The organism is Streptomyces sp. NPDC050658 (assembly GCF_044457025.1).
Lineage (GTDB): Bacteria > Actinomycetota > Actinomycetes > Streptomycetales > Streptomycetaceae > Streptomyces.
Window position 1 is genome coordinate 689,732 of sequence record NZ_JBITGM010000001.1, and the last position, 13,112, is coordinate 702,843.

Below are 13,112 nucleotides of genomic sequence, written 5' to 3' on the forward strand. Positions count from 1 at the left end.
GTCCGGCGACCCCATGTATAGCTCAGCACCCAGGACTTGTGAAGGCTCCTGACGTCACGTCAGATTCTGCGTCCCGTCCTCGCCGTGACATTTGTACCGACGGAGTCCGGACAATCGCTTCTGCCGCAGGACCGCCCCCGATCCGTAGCGTCGAAGCCATGACGACGACCTCAGCGAACAGCCCCGCGCGCTTCCTCGCTAACGGCCCCGCGCACTTCCTCGCGGACGGACCCGCCGTCGCCTTCGCCGGTGCTGCGAAGGCCTTCGGCGCGGTCCGCGCCGTCGACGGAATCGACCTGGAGATACAGCCCGGCGAGACCGTCGCCCTGCTCGGCCGCAACGGCGCGGGCAAGTCCACGGCCATCTCCCTGCTGCTCGGCCTCGACGAACCCGACGAGGGCACCGTCCGCCTGCTCGGCGGCCCGCCCGAGGCCGCCGTGCGCGCGGGGCGGGTCGGCGCCATGCTCCAGGAGGGGCGGCTCGTCCCGCGGGTCACCGTCCGCGAGCTGGTCTCCTTCGTCGCGGGGCGCTACCCGTCGCCGATGCCGGTCGACGAGGCGCTTGCGCTCGCCGGTGTCGAGGAGCTCGCCGGCCGGCGCGTGGACCGGCTGTCCGGAGGGCAGGCCCAGCGGGTGCGGTTCGCCGTGGCGCTGGCCGGGAATCCCGCGCTGATCGTCCTGGACGAGCCGACCGCCGCACTCGACGTGGAGGCGCGGCAGGCCTTCTGGGCGTCGATGCGCGGCCATGCTCGGCGCGGTCACACCGTCCTGTTCTCCACCCACTACCTGGAGGAGGCCGACCGGTACGCCGACCGGATCCTCGTCATGGACCACGGCCGGATCGTGGCCGACGGCACCGGCGACGAGATCAGGCGGTCGGCCGGCGGCACCCTGGTCTCCCTCGACCTGGCAGGGCGCGGCACGGAGGGGCTGACGCTGCTGCCCGGTGTGGTCTCCGTGGAGGTACGCGGGGACCGGGCCACGCTGCGAACGGAGGACTCCGACGCGACGGTCGTCGCGCTCGCGGAGCTCGGGGCGATCCGCGGCCTGCGGGTCACTGGGGCCTCACTGGACGACGCGTTCCTGGCGCTGACCGCGGACCCCGAGACCGCAGACCCCGAGACCGCGGACCCCGAGACCGCGGCTTCCGAAACCGCGGCTTCCGAGACCGCCGCTCCCTCCGTGGAGGTGGCGTGATGTTCGCCTACCTCGGCCTCGAAGTGCGCAGGACGCTGCGCGACACCGGATTCGTGATCGGTGGCATCGGCCTTCCGGTCCTGATGTACCTGCTGTTCACCAACATCGGCGGCGGCTCGGAGTACGCAGAGTGGAAGACCACCTCGATGGTCGGTATGGCCGCGTACGGTGCGGTGATCGCCGCCCTGAACACCGGTGCCGGTCTCGCCGAGGACAAGACGACCGGCTGGCTGCGGCAGCTGCGGGTGACGCCCATGACGCCCCGTGAGGTCGTGGCCGGGCGGGCGCTGACCGGGGTGGTGACGGTACTTCCGGCGATCGTGGCGGTGTTCGCCGCGGGCGGTCTGGTCAACGGCGTACGCATGGCGGCCTGGCAGTGGGCGGCGACCGCGGTGCTGCTCTGGCTCGGCTCGCTGCCCTTCACGATGCTGGGGCTCGGCAACGGCTACCGCCTCAGCGCGCAGACCACGGGCGTCGTGAACACGGCGTGCAACCTGGGGCTCGCCGTGCTCGGCGGACTGTGGTTCCCCGTCGAGCTGTTCCCCGGCTGGCTGCGCGCGCTCTCCGACTGGACGCCCACCTACCGCTTCGCGCAGCTCGGCACGTCCGTGGCCGACGGCGGCGGCATCGGCTTCGGCACGCCCGCCGTGCTGACCGCCTGGCTGCTGGCCTTCGGTTCGTACGCTGTGGTCTCCTACCGCCGGGCTGCGCGGACCCCATGACGACGCCGACGAGGCGCCACGGCGCGACAGGAGAAACAAGGATGTCAGCGAAGTCCGTGAAGACTTCCGGGAAGGTTTCCGGAACGGCCTCCGGGACGGCCTCCGGGAACAGCTCCCGGCGTCAGGTGTTCGGGCGCCGCCTGCGCTTCTGGAAGTCCAGCGCCCGCGAGCAGCTCGGCGAGATGCGGGCGCGGGAGAAGTCCGCGCGGGGCAATCCCGCGGACCTCGGTCCGCCCAACGGCTTCGCGATGCTGCCCTGGCTCCTGATGGGCATGGGCTCCTTCTCCAACGTGCTCCAGGGCAAGACCGGGAATCCCTGGATCGGCGGCATCGGCCTGCTCGCCTTCAACTCCCTCTATATCAATGTGGTGTTCCGCGCCTTCCACAAGAAGGCGCGGGAGGCGGCCGTGACCCGGCGGTCGCTGCTCGCGCTGACCGCGGTCACCTTCGCCCTCGCCATCGGCTACGGCGACAGCTGGCTGATGTTCTTCCCGCTGCTCGGCCTCGCGACCGGCGCGGTCCTGCGGGGCAGGCGGCTCGTGCCCGCGGCGTTCGCCCTGAGCATCTCCGCTGCGGTCGTCGGCGGACTGCGGGACGGCTGGGACACGATGGGCATCGCCTACGGCACGTTCATCTCCGTCATGGTGACCGCCGCGATCCTCGCCCTCTCCGAGACGGTCAAGGAACTGCGCGCCACCCGCGAGGAGTTGGCCCGCAGCGCCGTCGAGAAGGAACGCCTCCGCTTCTCCCGTGATCTGCACGATCTGCTCGGTCACACCCTCTCCGTGATCGTCGTGAAGGCCGAGGCCACCCGCCGGCTCGCACCGCGCGACCTGGACGCGGCGCTCGGCCAGGTCGCCGACATCGAGTCCGTCGGCCGCCAGGCCCTGACCGAGATCCGCGAGGCCGTCACGGGCTACCGCGAGGGCAGCCTCGCCACCGAGCTCGACCGCGCCCGCGACCTGCTTGAGGCCGCCGGCATCGAAGCGGTCGTCCGTCAGTCGGGGCCCCCGCTGGCCCCGCAGACGGCGGCGCTGCTCGGCTGGGTCGTCCGCGAGTCCGCCACCAATGTCGTACGCCACTCCAGGGCCACCCGCTGCGAGATCGAGGTGGCGGGCACCGCCGAACGGACCCGACTGCTGATCACCGACGACGGTCGCGGCGTAGGCTCGGGGACGCCCGGCAGCGGGCTGAAGGGCCTGGCCGAACGCCTGTCCGCGGCGGGCGGCTCCCTGGAGTCCGGCCCCGCCCCGCGCGGCGGCTTCCGGGTCACCGCGGTGCTGCCGGTCACCGAGCCCGGCGCCGAGCCCGGAACCGGCTCGAACTCCGGTACCGAACCCGGCCCCGGCCCCGTCCAGGAGGAGTGCGCCCCATGATCAGAGTCCTGCTCGCCGAGGACCAGGGCATGATGCGGGGCGCGCTCGCCCTGCTGCTCGGCATGGAGGAGGACATCGAGGTCGTCGCCCAGGTGGGCGCGGGCGACGAGATCGTGGACGCGGCGCTGAACTCGCGCCCGGACGTGGCGCTGCTCGACATCGAACTCCCCGGTCTCAGCGGGCTCGACGCGGCGGCGCTGCTGCGTGAGGAGTGCCCCGAGTGCCGGGTGCTGATCCTGACGACCTTCGGCCGGCCCGGCTATCTGCGCCGGGCCATGGAAGCGGGGGCGGTGGGTTTTCTGGTCAAGGACGGGCCCGTGGAGGAGCTCGCCGAGGCGATCCGGCAGGCGTTGCGGGGCGAGACGGTGATTGATCCCGCGTTGGCGGCTGCGGCGTTGAGTGCGGGCCCGAGCCCGTTGACCTCCCGTGAGGCGGATGTCCTCAAGGCCTCGGTGGACGGGGCCACCGTCGCCGACATCGCGGGCAAGCTGCATCTGTCGGAGTCGACCGTGCGGAACTATCTCTCGGCGGCCATCGGGAAGACGGGCACACGGAACCGGATGGAGGCGGTTCGGGAGGCCCGGCAGCGGGGGTGGTTGTAGGCGCGGGGCGGCGGGTGCGGCATCGGGGTGGGTGCCTCCGTCAAACACCGGACGGGCTGAGAGATGGCACCGGACGGGCCGGACATGAACTCCGTCAGTTCTCCTGCACCACCTCCACCTTCCCCCTCCCGTCGTACAGCCGCACCGCCCTCAACTCGCCGTCCGGGCCCGGATCTGCCTCCTCCAGGCTGAACCACAGGTACGCGGAGCCCGCCGCCTTGTGGAGTTCCGGTTCCGTCGTGCCGTTCTCGTACTCGAACTCGACTCGCTTCGTCTTCGGGCCCACGTGTCCGATCGTCAGTTTCTTGCCCTTCACGTCGAACTCCACCGAGGCGAAGCTCAGGCCGTCGTCGCCGCCGGGCTCCTTGTCCTGGAGGCCGAAGGACGTCACCCGCTGCTTGTGCCTGCCGTCGGGGCGGACGCTGATCGCGTACCAGGGCTGGTCGAAGTTCGGGACCGGGTCGGTGGTCCGCTCGTCCCACACGCCCGCCTTGATCATCGCCTTCCTCTGGCCGGCCGCCTCCGACTCGTCACGCGGAGCGCCCCAGACCTGGAGCTCCACCTGGGTGACCGGGGTGCCCGCCTCGTCGAAGACCTCGGTCAGCGTGGTGAACTGCGGGGTGTAGACATGCCGCTCCCGCGCGCTGCCGCCTTCCGATGCCACCTGTGTCTGCTCCCTGCCGTCCACCACCGCGAGCGCCAGCGAGCCCGTGGAGCCCGCCAGCGCCACGGCCGCCAGTGCGCCGACCACCCAGCGGCGCGTCTTCCTGCGCCGGCCTCCTCGCAGCACCGCCTGGTACGGGGCCGTGCCCACGTCGATCCCGTCCGCCGCTGCCGCGAGGCGGTCGGCGATGTCGCTGTGCGTGGCGGCGTCGGGCTGCGCCGGTTCCTGCTCCCTGGTCATTACTTCTCCCCTCGGCTTCCGACCTTCTCGGTCAGTGCGGGTATGGCGCGCAGCTTGGCGATCCCCTTGGCGGCGTTGCTCTTCACGGTCCCCACCGAGCAGCCCATGGCCTCGGCGGTCTGGGTCTCGCTCAGGTCCTCCCAGTACCGCAGGACGACCGCCTCGCGCTGGCGCACCGGCAGTTCGGCGAGGGCGCGCAGCAGGGCCGCCCGGTCGTCCGCCTGGGCCATGCGGTCGTCGCGCTCGCACTGGTCGAGCACCGGGGCCGATTCCTGGAGCGACAGGAACTCCTTGAGTTTCCGCCGGTGTCTGCGCGCATGGGTGTTGATCATGATCCGGCGCACATACGCGTCCGGGTCACCCGCGGCGCTGACCTTGCGCCAGGACACGTATGTCCGCTCCAAGGACGACTGCACCAGGTCCTCTGCCGCGTGGCGCTCTCCTGTGAGCAGAAACGCCGTACGCATCAGCTGTGGCCAGCGGCCGGTGACGAAGCCCTGGAACTCTCCGTCCAGGACCTGCTTTCGCTCCCCCATGAATACCTCCTTGCACATTGGAGTCCATGAGGGGCGCGAACCGTTGCCTCACTCCGCGGACGAAGTGCTCCGCTGCCTCGGCATCCACACCAACAGCACCACCACACCCGCGAGCAGAATGAACCCGCTCGTCCGGAACGCCATCGCGTACCCGTCGGTCAGCGCCTGCCGTGACGTCGAGCCGTCCATCTGTGAGGCCGCCACCGTGGAAAGGACCGCGAGGCCGAGCGCGCCGCCCATCGTGCGGGAGGTGTTGACCAGGCCCGAGACGAGACCCGCGTCGCCCGGCCGGGCGCCCGATGTGGCGAGGGAGGCCAGAGGGGTCGTGGCGAGGCCCGCGCCGAACATCATCACGATGCCGGGCAGCATGATCGAGGTGACGTACGCGCCGTCGACGGTCATCGTCGACTGCCAGCCGAAGCCCGCCGCGGCCACCACTATGCCGAGAATGGACACGTTCTTCGCGCCGAGGACCGGCATCACGCGCGGCGCGAGCATCGAGCCGATGACGATGGTGAGGGAGGACGGGATCAGCGCGAGGCCCGCCTTGAGCGGGGAGTAGCCGAGGACGTTCTGGGCGTACAGCGTCATGAACATCCACATGGCGAACATGCCGCCGCCGCAGACGAACATCGCGGCGTTCGCGGCCGACACCGACCGCACCTTGAAGAGCTTGAGCGGCATCAGCGGCACCTTCGTGCGCGCCTCCACCACGAGGAAGGCGGCGAGCAGCACGAGTCCGGCCGCGAGCGGCACCAGGGTCTCCGCCGCCGTCCAGCCCTTCTCCTCGGTCTGCACGATGCCGTACGCGAGGGTGGCGAGTCCGGCCGTCACGAGCACCGCGCCCGGCAGGTCGATCCGGCGGGCCTCGCCCGCGCGGCTCTCGGTCAGCCATGCCATGCCCGCGACGATCACCAGGGCGCCGATCGGTACGTTGATCAGGAGCACCCAGCGCCAGGAGAGCAGGTCGGTGAGGACGCCGCCGACCAGGCCGCCGGCCGCGCCGCCGCCCGCGCCCACCGCCGACCAGACGCCGATCGCCCGTACCCGCGCCGCGCCTTCGGGCACCGCCGATGTGAGGATCGTCAGCGTCGACGGGGCGAGGATCGCGGCGCCGAGGCCCTGTACGGCCCGCGCCACGAGGAGCTGCCAGTCCGCCTGCGCGAGCCCGCCGCCGAGCGAGGCGGCGGTGAACAGGCCGAGCCCCAGGAGGAACATCCGCTTGCGCCCGAAGAGGTCGCCGGCCCGCCCGCCGAGCAGCATGAAGCCCGCGAAGGCTATGGAGTAGGCGTTGACGACCCACTGCAGTCCGACGGCGCTCATGCCGAGGTCGGCCCGCATCGACGGCAGTGCCGTGTTCACCACGGAGACGTCGAGGACGACGAGGAACTGGCCCGCGCAGGCGGCGAGCAGGACCGCCCACACCGGCGCGGACTTCTTCGGAGGGGTGGTGGAGGCGTCGGCTGCGGTCGTGTAAGCGGTGTCGGGCGTCTTGACCATGACCGTCATCCTCTCAAGCACCGGATGACCCGTACATCGGAAATTCGCTGCACGGGTCCTCCGGCAAGAGGACTAGGTCCGCCGCAGGGCCCGGCGCGATGTCTGCCCCGGCAAGGACTAGGTCCGCCGCAGCAGCGTCACCACCGCCGCTCCGCCGAGCCCGATGTTGTGCGCGAGGCCCACCCGCGCGTCCGGCACCTGCCGGGCCTCCGCCTCGCCCCTCAACTGCCATGTGAGTTCGGCCACTTGGGCGATCCCCGTGGCACCGAGCGGATGTCCCTTGGAGATCAGTCCGCCGGAGGGGTTCACCACCCAGCGCCCGCCGTAGGTCGTCGCGCCGCTCTCGACGAGCTTCCCGGACTCACCCGCCGCGCACATGCCGAGCGCCTCGTAGGTGAGCAGTTCGTTGATCGAGAAGCAGTCGTGCAGTTCGATGACGTCGACGTCCTCGATGCCGAGCCCCGACTTCTCGTACGCCTGTCGCGCCGCCTCCCGCGACATCGGCTGGCCCACGACGTCGATGCACGAGCCGGAGTCGAAGGACTCCCCGGTGTCCGTCGTCATGGCCTGTCCGGCGATCTCCACGGCCCGGTCCTGCAGCCCGTGCCGCTCCACGAACCGCTCGGAGGCCACGACCGCCGCGGCCGAGCCGTCCGACGTCGGCGAGCACTGGAGCTTGGTGAGGGGGTGGTGGATGGTCTTGGCGGCGAGGATCTCGTCCACCGTGTACGCGTCCTGGAACTGGGCGTACGGATTGTTCACCGAGTGCCGGTGGTTCTTGGCGCCGACCGCCGCGAGCTGCGCGGCCGTGGTGCCGTGCCGCTCCATGTGCTCGCGGGCCGCGTTGCCGAAGATCTGTGCGGTGGGCGGGGTCATCTCGAAGCCGTGCGCCGCCGCCATGACGCCGTAGTGCCGCGCGACGGGGGACGTCTTGAAGTCTCCGCCGTCGGAGCCGCCGCCCAGCGCGCCGCGTGCCATCTTCTCGAAGCCGAGCGCGAGCACACAGTCGTTGATGCCGCCCTCGACGAACTGCCGCGCCATCATCAGCGCGGTCGACGCCGTCGCGCAGTTGTTGTTCACGTTGTAGACGGGGACGCCGGTCAGGCCCAGTTCGTAGGCGGCCCGCTGCCCGGCCGTCGAGGCCTGGAAGCAGTATCCGACCGGGACCTGCTCCACTTCCCCGTACGCGATGCCGGCGTCGTCCAACGCCTTGCTGCCCGCCTCTTTGGCCATGTCCCAGTACTGCCAGTTCCGCGTCTCGGGCTTCTCGAACTTGGTCATCCCGACGCCGACTACGTACGCCTTCATGAAGTCCCTTTCATTGGCCGGGATCTCAGTCCCGGGGCAGGCCGAGGATCCGCTCGGCGACGACGTTCAGCTGCACCTGTGTGGTGCCGCCCGCGATGGTCAGACAGCGCGCCATCAGGAAGCCGTGCAGTGCCCGTTCGCCGGCGCCCTCGCGCAACGCGCCTGCGGGGCCGAGGAGTTCGAGTGCGAGCTCGGCCACCTTCTGCTGGTGCGGGGTCTGTACGAGCTTGCGTACGGAGGCTCCGGCCCCCGGTTCCGCGCCCGCGACCTGCCGCATCGTCGTGCGCAGCCCGATGCAGGCGAGCGCGTGTGCCTCGGCGGCGAGCGCGCCGATCCGTGCGCGGTGGGCGCCGTCGAGTTCGGCGGCCCGTGCGATGAGCGCCTCCAGGCCGGTGTCGAAGGTCAACTGGTCGGCCATGTGGACGCGTTCGTTGCCCAGGGTGTGGCGTGCGACGCGCCAGCCGTCGTTCACCTCGCCGACGACCGCGTCGGCGGGCAGCAGGACGTCGTCGAAGTAGACCTCGTTGAAGAGGGAGTCCCCGGTGATCTCCTTCAGGGGGCGGATGTCGACGCCGGAGGCCCGCTTCATGTCGATGAGGAAGTACGTGAGGCCCTTGTGTTTGGGGGCGTCCGGGTCGGTGCGGGCGAGCAGGATCCCGAAGTCCGCCCACTGGGCCGCGCTCGTCCACACCTTCTGGCCGTTGATCAGCCAGCCGTCCTCGACCCGCTCGGCGCGTGTCCGCAGCGCCGCCAGGTCCGAGCCCGCCTCCGGCTCGCTGAACAGCTGGCACCAGAGCAGTTCACCGCGGAGGGTGGGCAGCAGGTACCGCTCCTGCTGGGCCCGGGTCCCGTACGCGATGAGCGAGGGCACCACCCAGGTGGCGATGCCGAGTTCGCTGATCCGGACCCCCGCTTCGGCCAACTCCTGCTGGACGGCGAGCTGTTCGACGGGGCCCGCGCCGCGTCCGTACGGCTCGGGCAGGTGCGGCGCGGCGTAGCCGGTCGGCGCGAGGGCCCTGCGGGCGGCGGCCGGGTCGAGCCCGACGGCGCCGGCGACGGCCTCGCGGGCCCGTTCCCGGTAGTCGGCCGCCTCCGGAGGCAGCTCCGTCCGCAGCTCCCTGCGCGCCCCGCCCTCCGCGTGCCGCACGGCCCGCAGCCGGTGCGTGTCCCCGGTGCCGAGCAGCTGGCGGGCGACGACGGCGCGGCGCAGATACAGGTGGGCGTCGTGTTCCCAGGTGAAGCCGATGCCGCCGAGGATCTGCACGCAGTCCTTGGCGCAGGAGTAGGCGGCGTCCAGGGCCGTCCCCGCGGCGAGCGCCGCGACGAGTCCGCGCACCTGCGGGGGCTCGGCCGCGGCCCGTGCCGCGTCCCACACCAGGGCCCGGGCCTGCTCGACCCGCAGCAGCATGTCCGCGCAGAGGTGCTTGACGGCCTGGAACTGTCCGATCGGCCGCCCGAACTGCTCGCGCACCTTGGCGTACTCGGTGGCGGTGGCCAGCGCCCAGTCCGCGACACCGCAGGCGTCAGCGGCGTACGCGACACAGGTCAGGTCCCGCACGAGTGCGGAGTCCACGTCGAGCAGCCGCCCGGCGGGGACCTCGACCCCGTCGGCCGTCACTTCGGCGGTCGGCCGCGTCGGGTCGGCGCTCTCTTGGGTACGCAGGGTCAGCGCGGCCGCGTCGACGGCGAACCAGAGGGTGCCGCGGGCGGACTCCGCGGCCAGGATCAGGAGATCGGCGTCGGCGCCGGAGAGCACGGGCGGCGCGGCGCCGTCCAGGACGTGACCGTCCGGCACGGAGACCGCGGTCAGCGTGCCCGTGCCCGGTGCGACGGCGCCGATCCGTGCGCCGGACGCCAGGTCGGCGGCCAGTTCGCGGGCGCCCGCCCGGTGCAGCACGGCCGAGGCGAGGGCGCTCGCGAGGCACGGCCCGGGCAGTGCGGCGCGGCCCGCCTCCTCCAGGACGACCGCGAGGTCGACGAGGTCGCCGCCCCCGCCCCCGTACTCCTCGGGCAGATGCGCGGCGAGCAGGCCCTGCGCGGCGAGGCCGTCCCAGTGGGCGGGGCGGCCACCCGCCCCGGACGGCGCGTCGAGCAGCTTGCGTATCTCCTCGGGCGGCACGGCTCGGCCGATCCAGCCGCGCGCGGCGGCCGCCAACTCCCGCTGTTCCTCCGTGATTCCGATCCCCATGCGCGTCCTCACCGGTAGCAGCTTCCGGGACGGCGTCAGAGTAGAACACGTTCCAATACGACGGAAGGGATGACCTGACGGAAGGTCAGATTTGCGGGACCCGCAGAGACGGGATTAAGCAACCGGTTAACAACAGGTCAAGACTTCCCCTCGTACGACATCCGTCGGAATAGTCGCCTCGGGAAACAGGTTCGTTCTGCACGTACCCCTGCACGCGCAGCGCCGCGCGCCACCCCATTCCGCCCCCGGAGGCCCCCCTCAATGACGCAGTCGACGACCCTCCAACGCGGCACCCGCGGAGTCGTCCCCGTACTCGCCTTCGCGGGCATCGTCGTCGCCGTGATGCAGACGCTCCTGGTGCCGGTCATCAAGGACCTGCCCACCCTGCTGAGCACCGCCCCGTCGAACGCCACCTGGGTCATGACAGCGACCCTGCTCGCCGGCGCCGTGGCGACCCCGATCATGGGGCGGCTCGGCGACCTCTACGGCAAGCGCCGCATGCTCCTGACCAGCCTGGCCGTGATGGTCGTCGGCTCCCTGGTCTGCGGCTTCACCGACAACCTCGTCGTGATGATCGCCGGCCGCGCCCTTCAGGGCTTCGCGATGGGCGCCATCCCGCTCGGCATCGGCCTGATGCGGGACGGGCTGCCCCGCGAGAAGCTCGGCTCGGCCATGGCCCTGATGAGTTCCTCCATCGGCGTCGGCGGCGGACTCGCGCTGCCGCTGGCCGCGCTGACCGCGCAGCACGCCGACTGGCACGCGCTGTTCTTCGGGGCGGCGGGCCTCGGTGTCGTATCCATGCTTCTTACGCTCGTCTTCGTGCCGGAGAGCACGGTGCGGGCCGAGGGCACCTTCGACGTACTCGGCGCGATCGGCCTCTCCGCGGGCCTCGTCCTCTTCCTGCTGCCCATCACCAAGGGCAGCGACTGGGGCTGGACGTCCGGCACGACGCTGGGCCTGTTCGGCGCGGCGGCGGTCGTCCTGGTCCTGTGGGGCCTGATGGAGCTGCGCCTGAAGGCGCCGCTGGTGGACCTGCGTACGACGGCCCGCCGCTCGGTGCTCTTCACCAACCTCGCCTCGATCATGGTCGGTGTCGCCTTCTACGCGATCTCGCTGGTCCTGCCGCAGCTCCTGCAACTGCCGACGGCCACCGGCTACGGGCTGGGCCAGTCCATGGTCGTCGCGGGCCTGTGCGTGGCGCCGCTGGGCCTGACGATGATGTTCACGGCGCCGGTGTACGCCCGTCTGTCCGCCAAGTACGGCCCGAAGGTGACCCTCATCCTCGGCATGCTGATCATCGCGATCGGTTACGGGGCGGGGCTCGGCCTGATGAGCGCGGCCTGGCAGACGATCGTGGTCGCGGTGGTCGTCGGGGCGGGCATCGGGCTCGCCTACTCCTCGCTCCCCGCGCTGATCATCGGCGCCGTGGACCCGTCGGAGACGGGCGCGGCGAACGGACTGAACACGCTCATGCGTTCCATCGGTACGTCGGTGTCCAGCGCCGTCATCGGCATGGTGCTCGCCAACACGGCGAACCATGTGGGCGGCGTCGCCGTCCCCACGCTGCACGGGTTCCGCGTCTCGTTCCTCATCGCCACGGGGGCGGTCGCGATCGGCCTCCTCTTCGCCCTCTTCCTCCCCTCCGCCAAGCGCTCGGCCGAGCCGCGGCTCCAAGGCTCGGCCGAGCCGCGGCTCCAACTGCGGGCCAGCAGCGAGGAGGACGCGAATCTGCGGGCGGCGCAGGAGGCGCTCGCCGGGTTCCACGGCCGCGTCCTCAGTCCCACCGGGGCTCCGGTCGCCCGCGCGAAGGTGACGCTGATCGACCGCCGGGGGCGGCAGGCGGGGGCTGCGCTGACGGATGCGGACGGCCGGTACGCGCTCTCCGTCCCCGGAGACGGGGCGTATGTCCTTGCCGCGACGGCGGCGGGGCACGCGCCGCTGGCTTCGGCGGCTTCGTACGGGGGGTCCGGGAGCGCCGGGGGCTTCGGGAGCTCCGCGGCGGTGGAGGTGGATCTGCTGCTGCCGGGCGGGAGTGAGGTCCTGGCGTAGCCGGTGTGCGGGGCGGGCCGAGTGACTCGGCCCGCCCCGCCGGGGCGCTAGCTCCCCGGCGCCGCCTTCTCCAGCTCGTCGATCGTCCCGGACATCACCGTCCGGACGTGCTCCGTCAGATGCTCCGCCGGCCAGTCCCACCACGCGACCGCCAGCAAGCGCTCCACCTCGGACTCGCTGTACCGCGTACGGATCAGCTTGGCGGGATTGCCGCCGACGACCCCGTAGTCGGGTACGTCGTCCACCACCACGGACCCGGACGCGATGACCGCCCCGTGCCCGATCCGGACGCCCGGCATCACCATCGTGTTGTAGCCGAACCAGACGTCGTTCCCGACGACCGTGTCGCCCCGCCCCGGCAACCCGCTGATCAGGTCGAAGTGCTCCGACCACGAGCCGCCCATGATCGGGAAGGGGAACGTGGACGGCCCGTCGAGGCGGTGGTTCGCGCCGTTCATGATGAAGCGGACGCCCGTGCCGAAGGCGCAGAACTTCCCGATCCGCAGCTTCTCGGGGCCGTAGTGGTAGAGGACGTTGCGGGTCTCGAAGGCCGTGGCGTCGTCCGGGTCGTCGTAGTAGGAGTACTCCCCCACCTCGATCAGCGGCGACTTCACCAGCGGCTTGAGCAGCACCACCCGGGGCTGGTCCGGAAAGGGATGCAGCACCGTCGGATCGGCCGGTACGAGATTCATCGTCGCTCCCCATCGCTCTGTGTACACCGCCCCGCCGCT

The 13,112-nt window shown here is 71.5% G+C and carries 11 protein-coding genes; 5 read left to right on the forward strand and 6 right to left on the reverse strand.

Features of this window, described 5'->3' with window-relative positions; genetic code table 11:
* The first annotated feature begins 158 nt into the window (after positions 1 to 158).
* The 4 genes from ACIBKX_RS03200 to ACIBKX_RS03215 all read left to right on the forward strand — a co-directional run bounded on the left by ACIBKX_RS03200 (position 159) and on the right by ACIBKX_RS03215 (position 3,896).
* Complete coding sequence (locus tag ACIBKX_RS03200; protein WP_363270699.1) at positions 159 to 1,196, forward strand: ABC transporter ATP-binding protein; 1,038 nt, start codon at positions 159 to 161, stop codon at positions 1,194 to 1,196.
* Complete coding sequence (locus ACIBKX_RS03205; RefSeq protein WP_363270698.1) at positions 1,196 to 1,918, forward strand: ABC transporter permease; 723 nt, start codon at positions 1,196 to 1,198, stop codon at positions 1,916 to 1,918. Before ACIBKX_RS03200 ends, ACIBKX_RS03205 begins: the two co-directional genes overlap by 1 nt.
* Positions 1,919 to 2,100: 182 nt before the next feature.
* The gene (locus ACIBKX_RS03210; protein WP_363270842.1) at positions 2,101 to 3,294 is read left to right on the forward strand and encodes a sensor histidine kinase; all 1,194 of its coding nucleotides are present in this window, start codon (positions 2,101 to 2,103) and stop codon (positions 3,292 to 3,294) included.
* A complete protein-coding gene (locus ACIBKX_RS03215; RefSeq protein ID WP_363270697.1) occupies positions 3,291 to 3,896 on the forward strand; it encodes a response regulator transcription factor in 606 nt (201 codons plus the stop codon). Before ACIBKX_RS03210 ends, ACIBKX_RS03215 begins: the two co-directional genes overlap by 4 nt.
* A 94-nt stretch (positions 3,897 to 3,990) precedes the next feature.
* Here ACIBKX_RS03215 and ACIBKX_RS03220 read toward each other — a convergent pair whose 3' ends face one another.
* From ACIBKX_RS03220 to ACIBKX_RS03240, 5 genes are all read right to left on the reverse strand, one after another.
* Positions 3,991 to 4,800: a hypothetical protein gene (locus ACIBKX_RS03220; protein WP_363270695.1), complete on the reverse strand. Its 810-nt coding sequence runs from the start codon at positions 4,798 to 4,800 to the stop codon at positions 3,991 to 3,993.
* Positions 4,800 to 5,336: a SigE family RNA polymerase sigma factor gene (locus ACIBKX_RS03225; protein ID WP_363270694.1), complete on the reverse strand. Its 537-nt coding sequence runs from the start codon at positions 5,334 to 5,336 to the stop codon at positions 4,800 to 4,802. Before ACIBKX_RS03225 ends, ACIBKX_RS03220 begins: the two co-directional genes overlap by 1 nt.
* A gap of 48 nt (positions 5,337 to 5,384) precedes the next feature.
* Positions 5,385 to 6,836 (reverse strand): MFS transporter, encoded by a 1,452-nt coding sequence (locus tag ACIBKX_RS03230; RefSeq protein WP_363270693.1) that lies wholly within the window; start codon positions 6,834 to 6,836, stop codon positions 5,385 to 5,387.
* Positions 6,837 to 6,953: 117 nt separating this feature from the next.
* Positions 6,954 to 8,144 carry a lipid-transfer protein gene (locus tag ACIBKX_RS03235; protein ID WP_363270692.1) on the reverse strand — a complete coding sequence of 397 codons (1,191 nt, stop codon included), beginning with the start codon at positions 8,142 to 8,144 and terminating at the stop codon, positions 6,954 to 6,956.
* A gap of 25 nt (positions 8,145 to 8,169) precedes the next feature.
* Positions 8,170 to 10,332, reverse strand: coding sequence for an acyl-CoA dehydrogenase (locus tag ACIBKX_RS03240; RefSeq protein WP_363270691.1), 2,163 nt, complete (start codon positions 10,330 to 10,332; stop codon positions 8,170 to 8,172).
* A 261-nt stretch (positions 10,333 to 10,593) separates the two neighbouring features.
* Here ACIBKX_RS03240 and ACIBKX_RS03245 point away from each other — a divergent pair, with 261 nt between their 5' ends.
* Positions 10,594 to 12,381, forward strand: coding sequence for an MFS transporter (locus ACIBKX_RS03245; RefSeq protein ID WP_363270690.1), 1,788 nt, complete (start codon positions 10,594 to 10,596; stop codon positions 12,379 to 12,381).
* 47 nt (positions 12,382 to 12,428) lie between these two features.
* Here ACIBKX_RS03245 and ACIBKX_RS03250 read toward each other — a convergent pair whose 3' ends face one another.
* Positions 12,429 to 13,073 (reverse strand): CatB-related O-acetyltransferase, encoded by a 645-nt coding sequence (locus tag ACIBKX_RS03250; RefSeq protein ID WP_363270689.1) that lies wholly within the window; start codon positions 13,071 to 13,073, stop codon positions 12,429 to 12,431.
* Positions 13,074 to 13,112 lie beyond the last annotated feature (39 nt).

Coding starts and splice junctions, on each gene's coding strand:
- ACIBKX_RS03230 (WP_363270693.1), bottom strand. CDS start 6,836: ATGGTCAAGACGCCCGACACCGCTTACACGACCGCAGCCGACGCCTCC.
- ACIBKX_RS03250 (WP_363270689.1), bottom strand. CDS start 13,073: ATGAATCTCGTACCGGCCGATCCGACGGTGCTGCATCCCTTTCCGGAC.
- ACIBKX_RS03225 (WP_363270694.1), bottom strand. CDS start 5,336: ATGGGGGAGCGAAAGCAGGTCCTGGACGGAGAGTTCCAGGGCTTCGTC.
- ACIBKX_RS03235 (WP_363270692.1), bottom strand. CDS start 8,144: ATGAAGGCGTACGTAGTCGGCGTCGGGATGACCAAGTTCGAGAAGCCC.
- ACIBKX_RS03205 (WP_363270698.1), top strand. CDS start 1,196: ATGTTCGCCTACCTCGGCCTCGAAGTGCGCAGGACGCTGCGCGACACC.
- ACIBKX_RS03240 (WP_363270691.1), bottom strand. CDS start 10,332: ATGGGGATCGGAATCACGGAGGAACAGCGGGAGTTGGCGGCCGCCGCG.
- ACIBKX_RS03245 (WP_363270690.1), top strand. CDS start 10,594: ATGACGCAGTCGACGACCCTCCAACGCGGCACCCGCGGAGTCGTCCCC.
- ACIBKX_RS03210 (WP_363270842.1), top strand. CDS start 2,101: ATGCGGGCGCGGGAGAAGTCCGCGCGGGGCAATCCCGCGGACCTCGGT.
- ACIBKX_RS03200 (WP_363270699.1), top strand. CDS start 159: ATGACGACGACCTCAGCGAACAGCCCCGCGCGCTTCCTCGCTAACGGC.
- ACIBKX_RS03215 (WP_363270697.1), top strand. CDS start 3,291: ATGATCAGAGTCCTGCTCGCCGAGGACCAGGGCATGATGCGGGGCGCG.
- ACIBKX_RS03220 (WP_363270695.1), bottom strand. CDS start 4,800: ATGACCAGGGAGCAGGAACCGGCGCAGCCCGACGCCGCCACGCACAGC.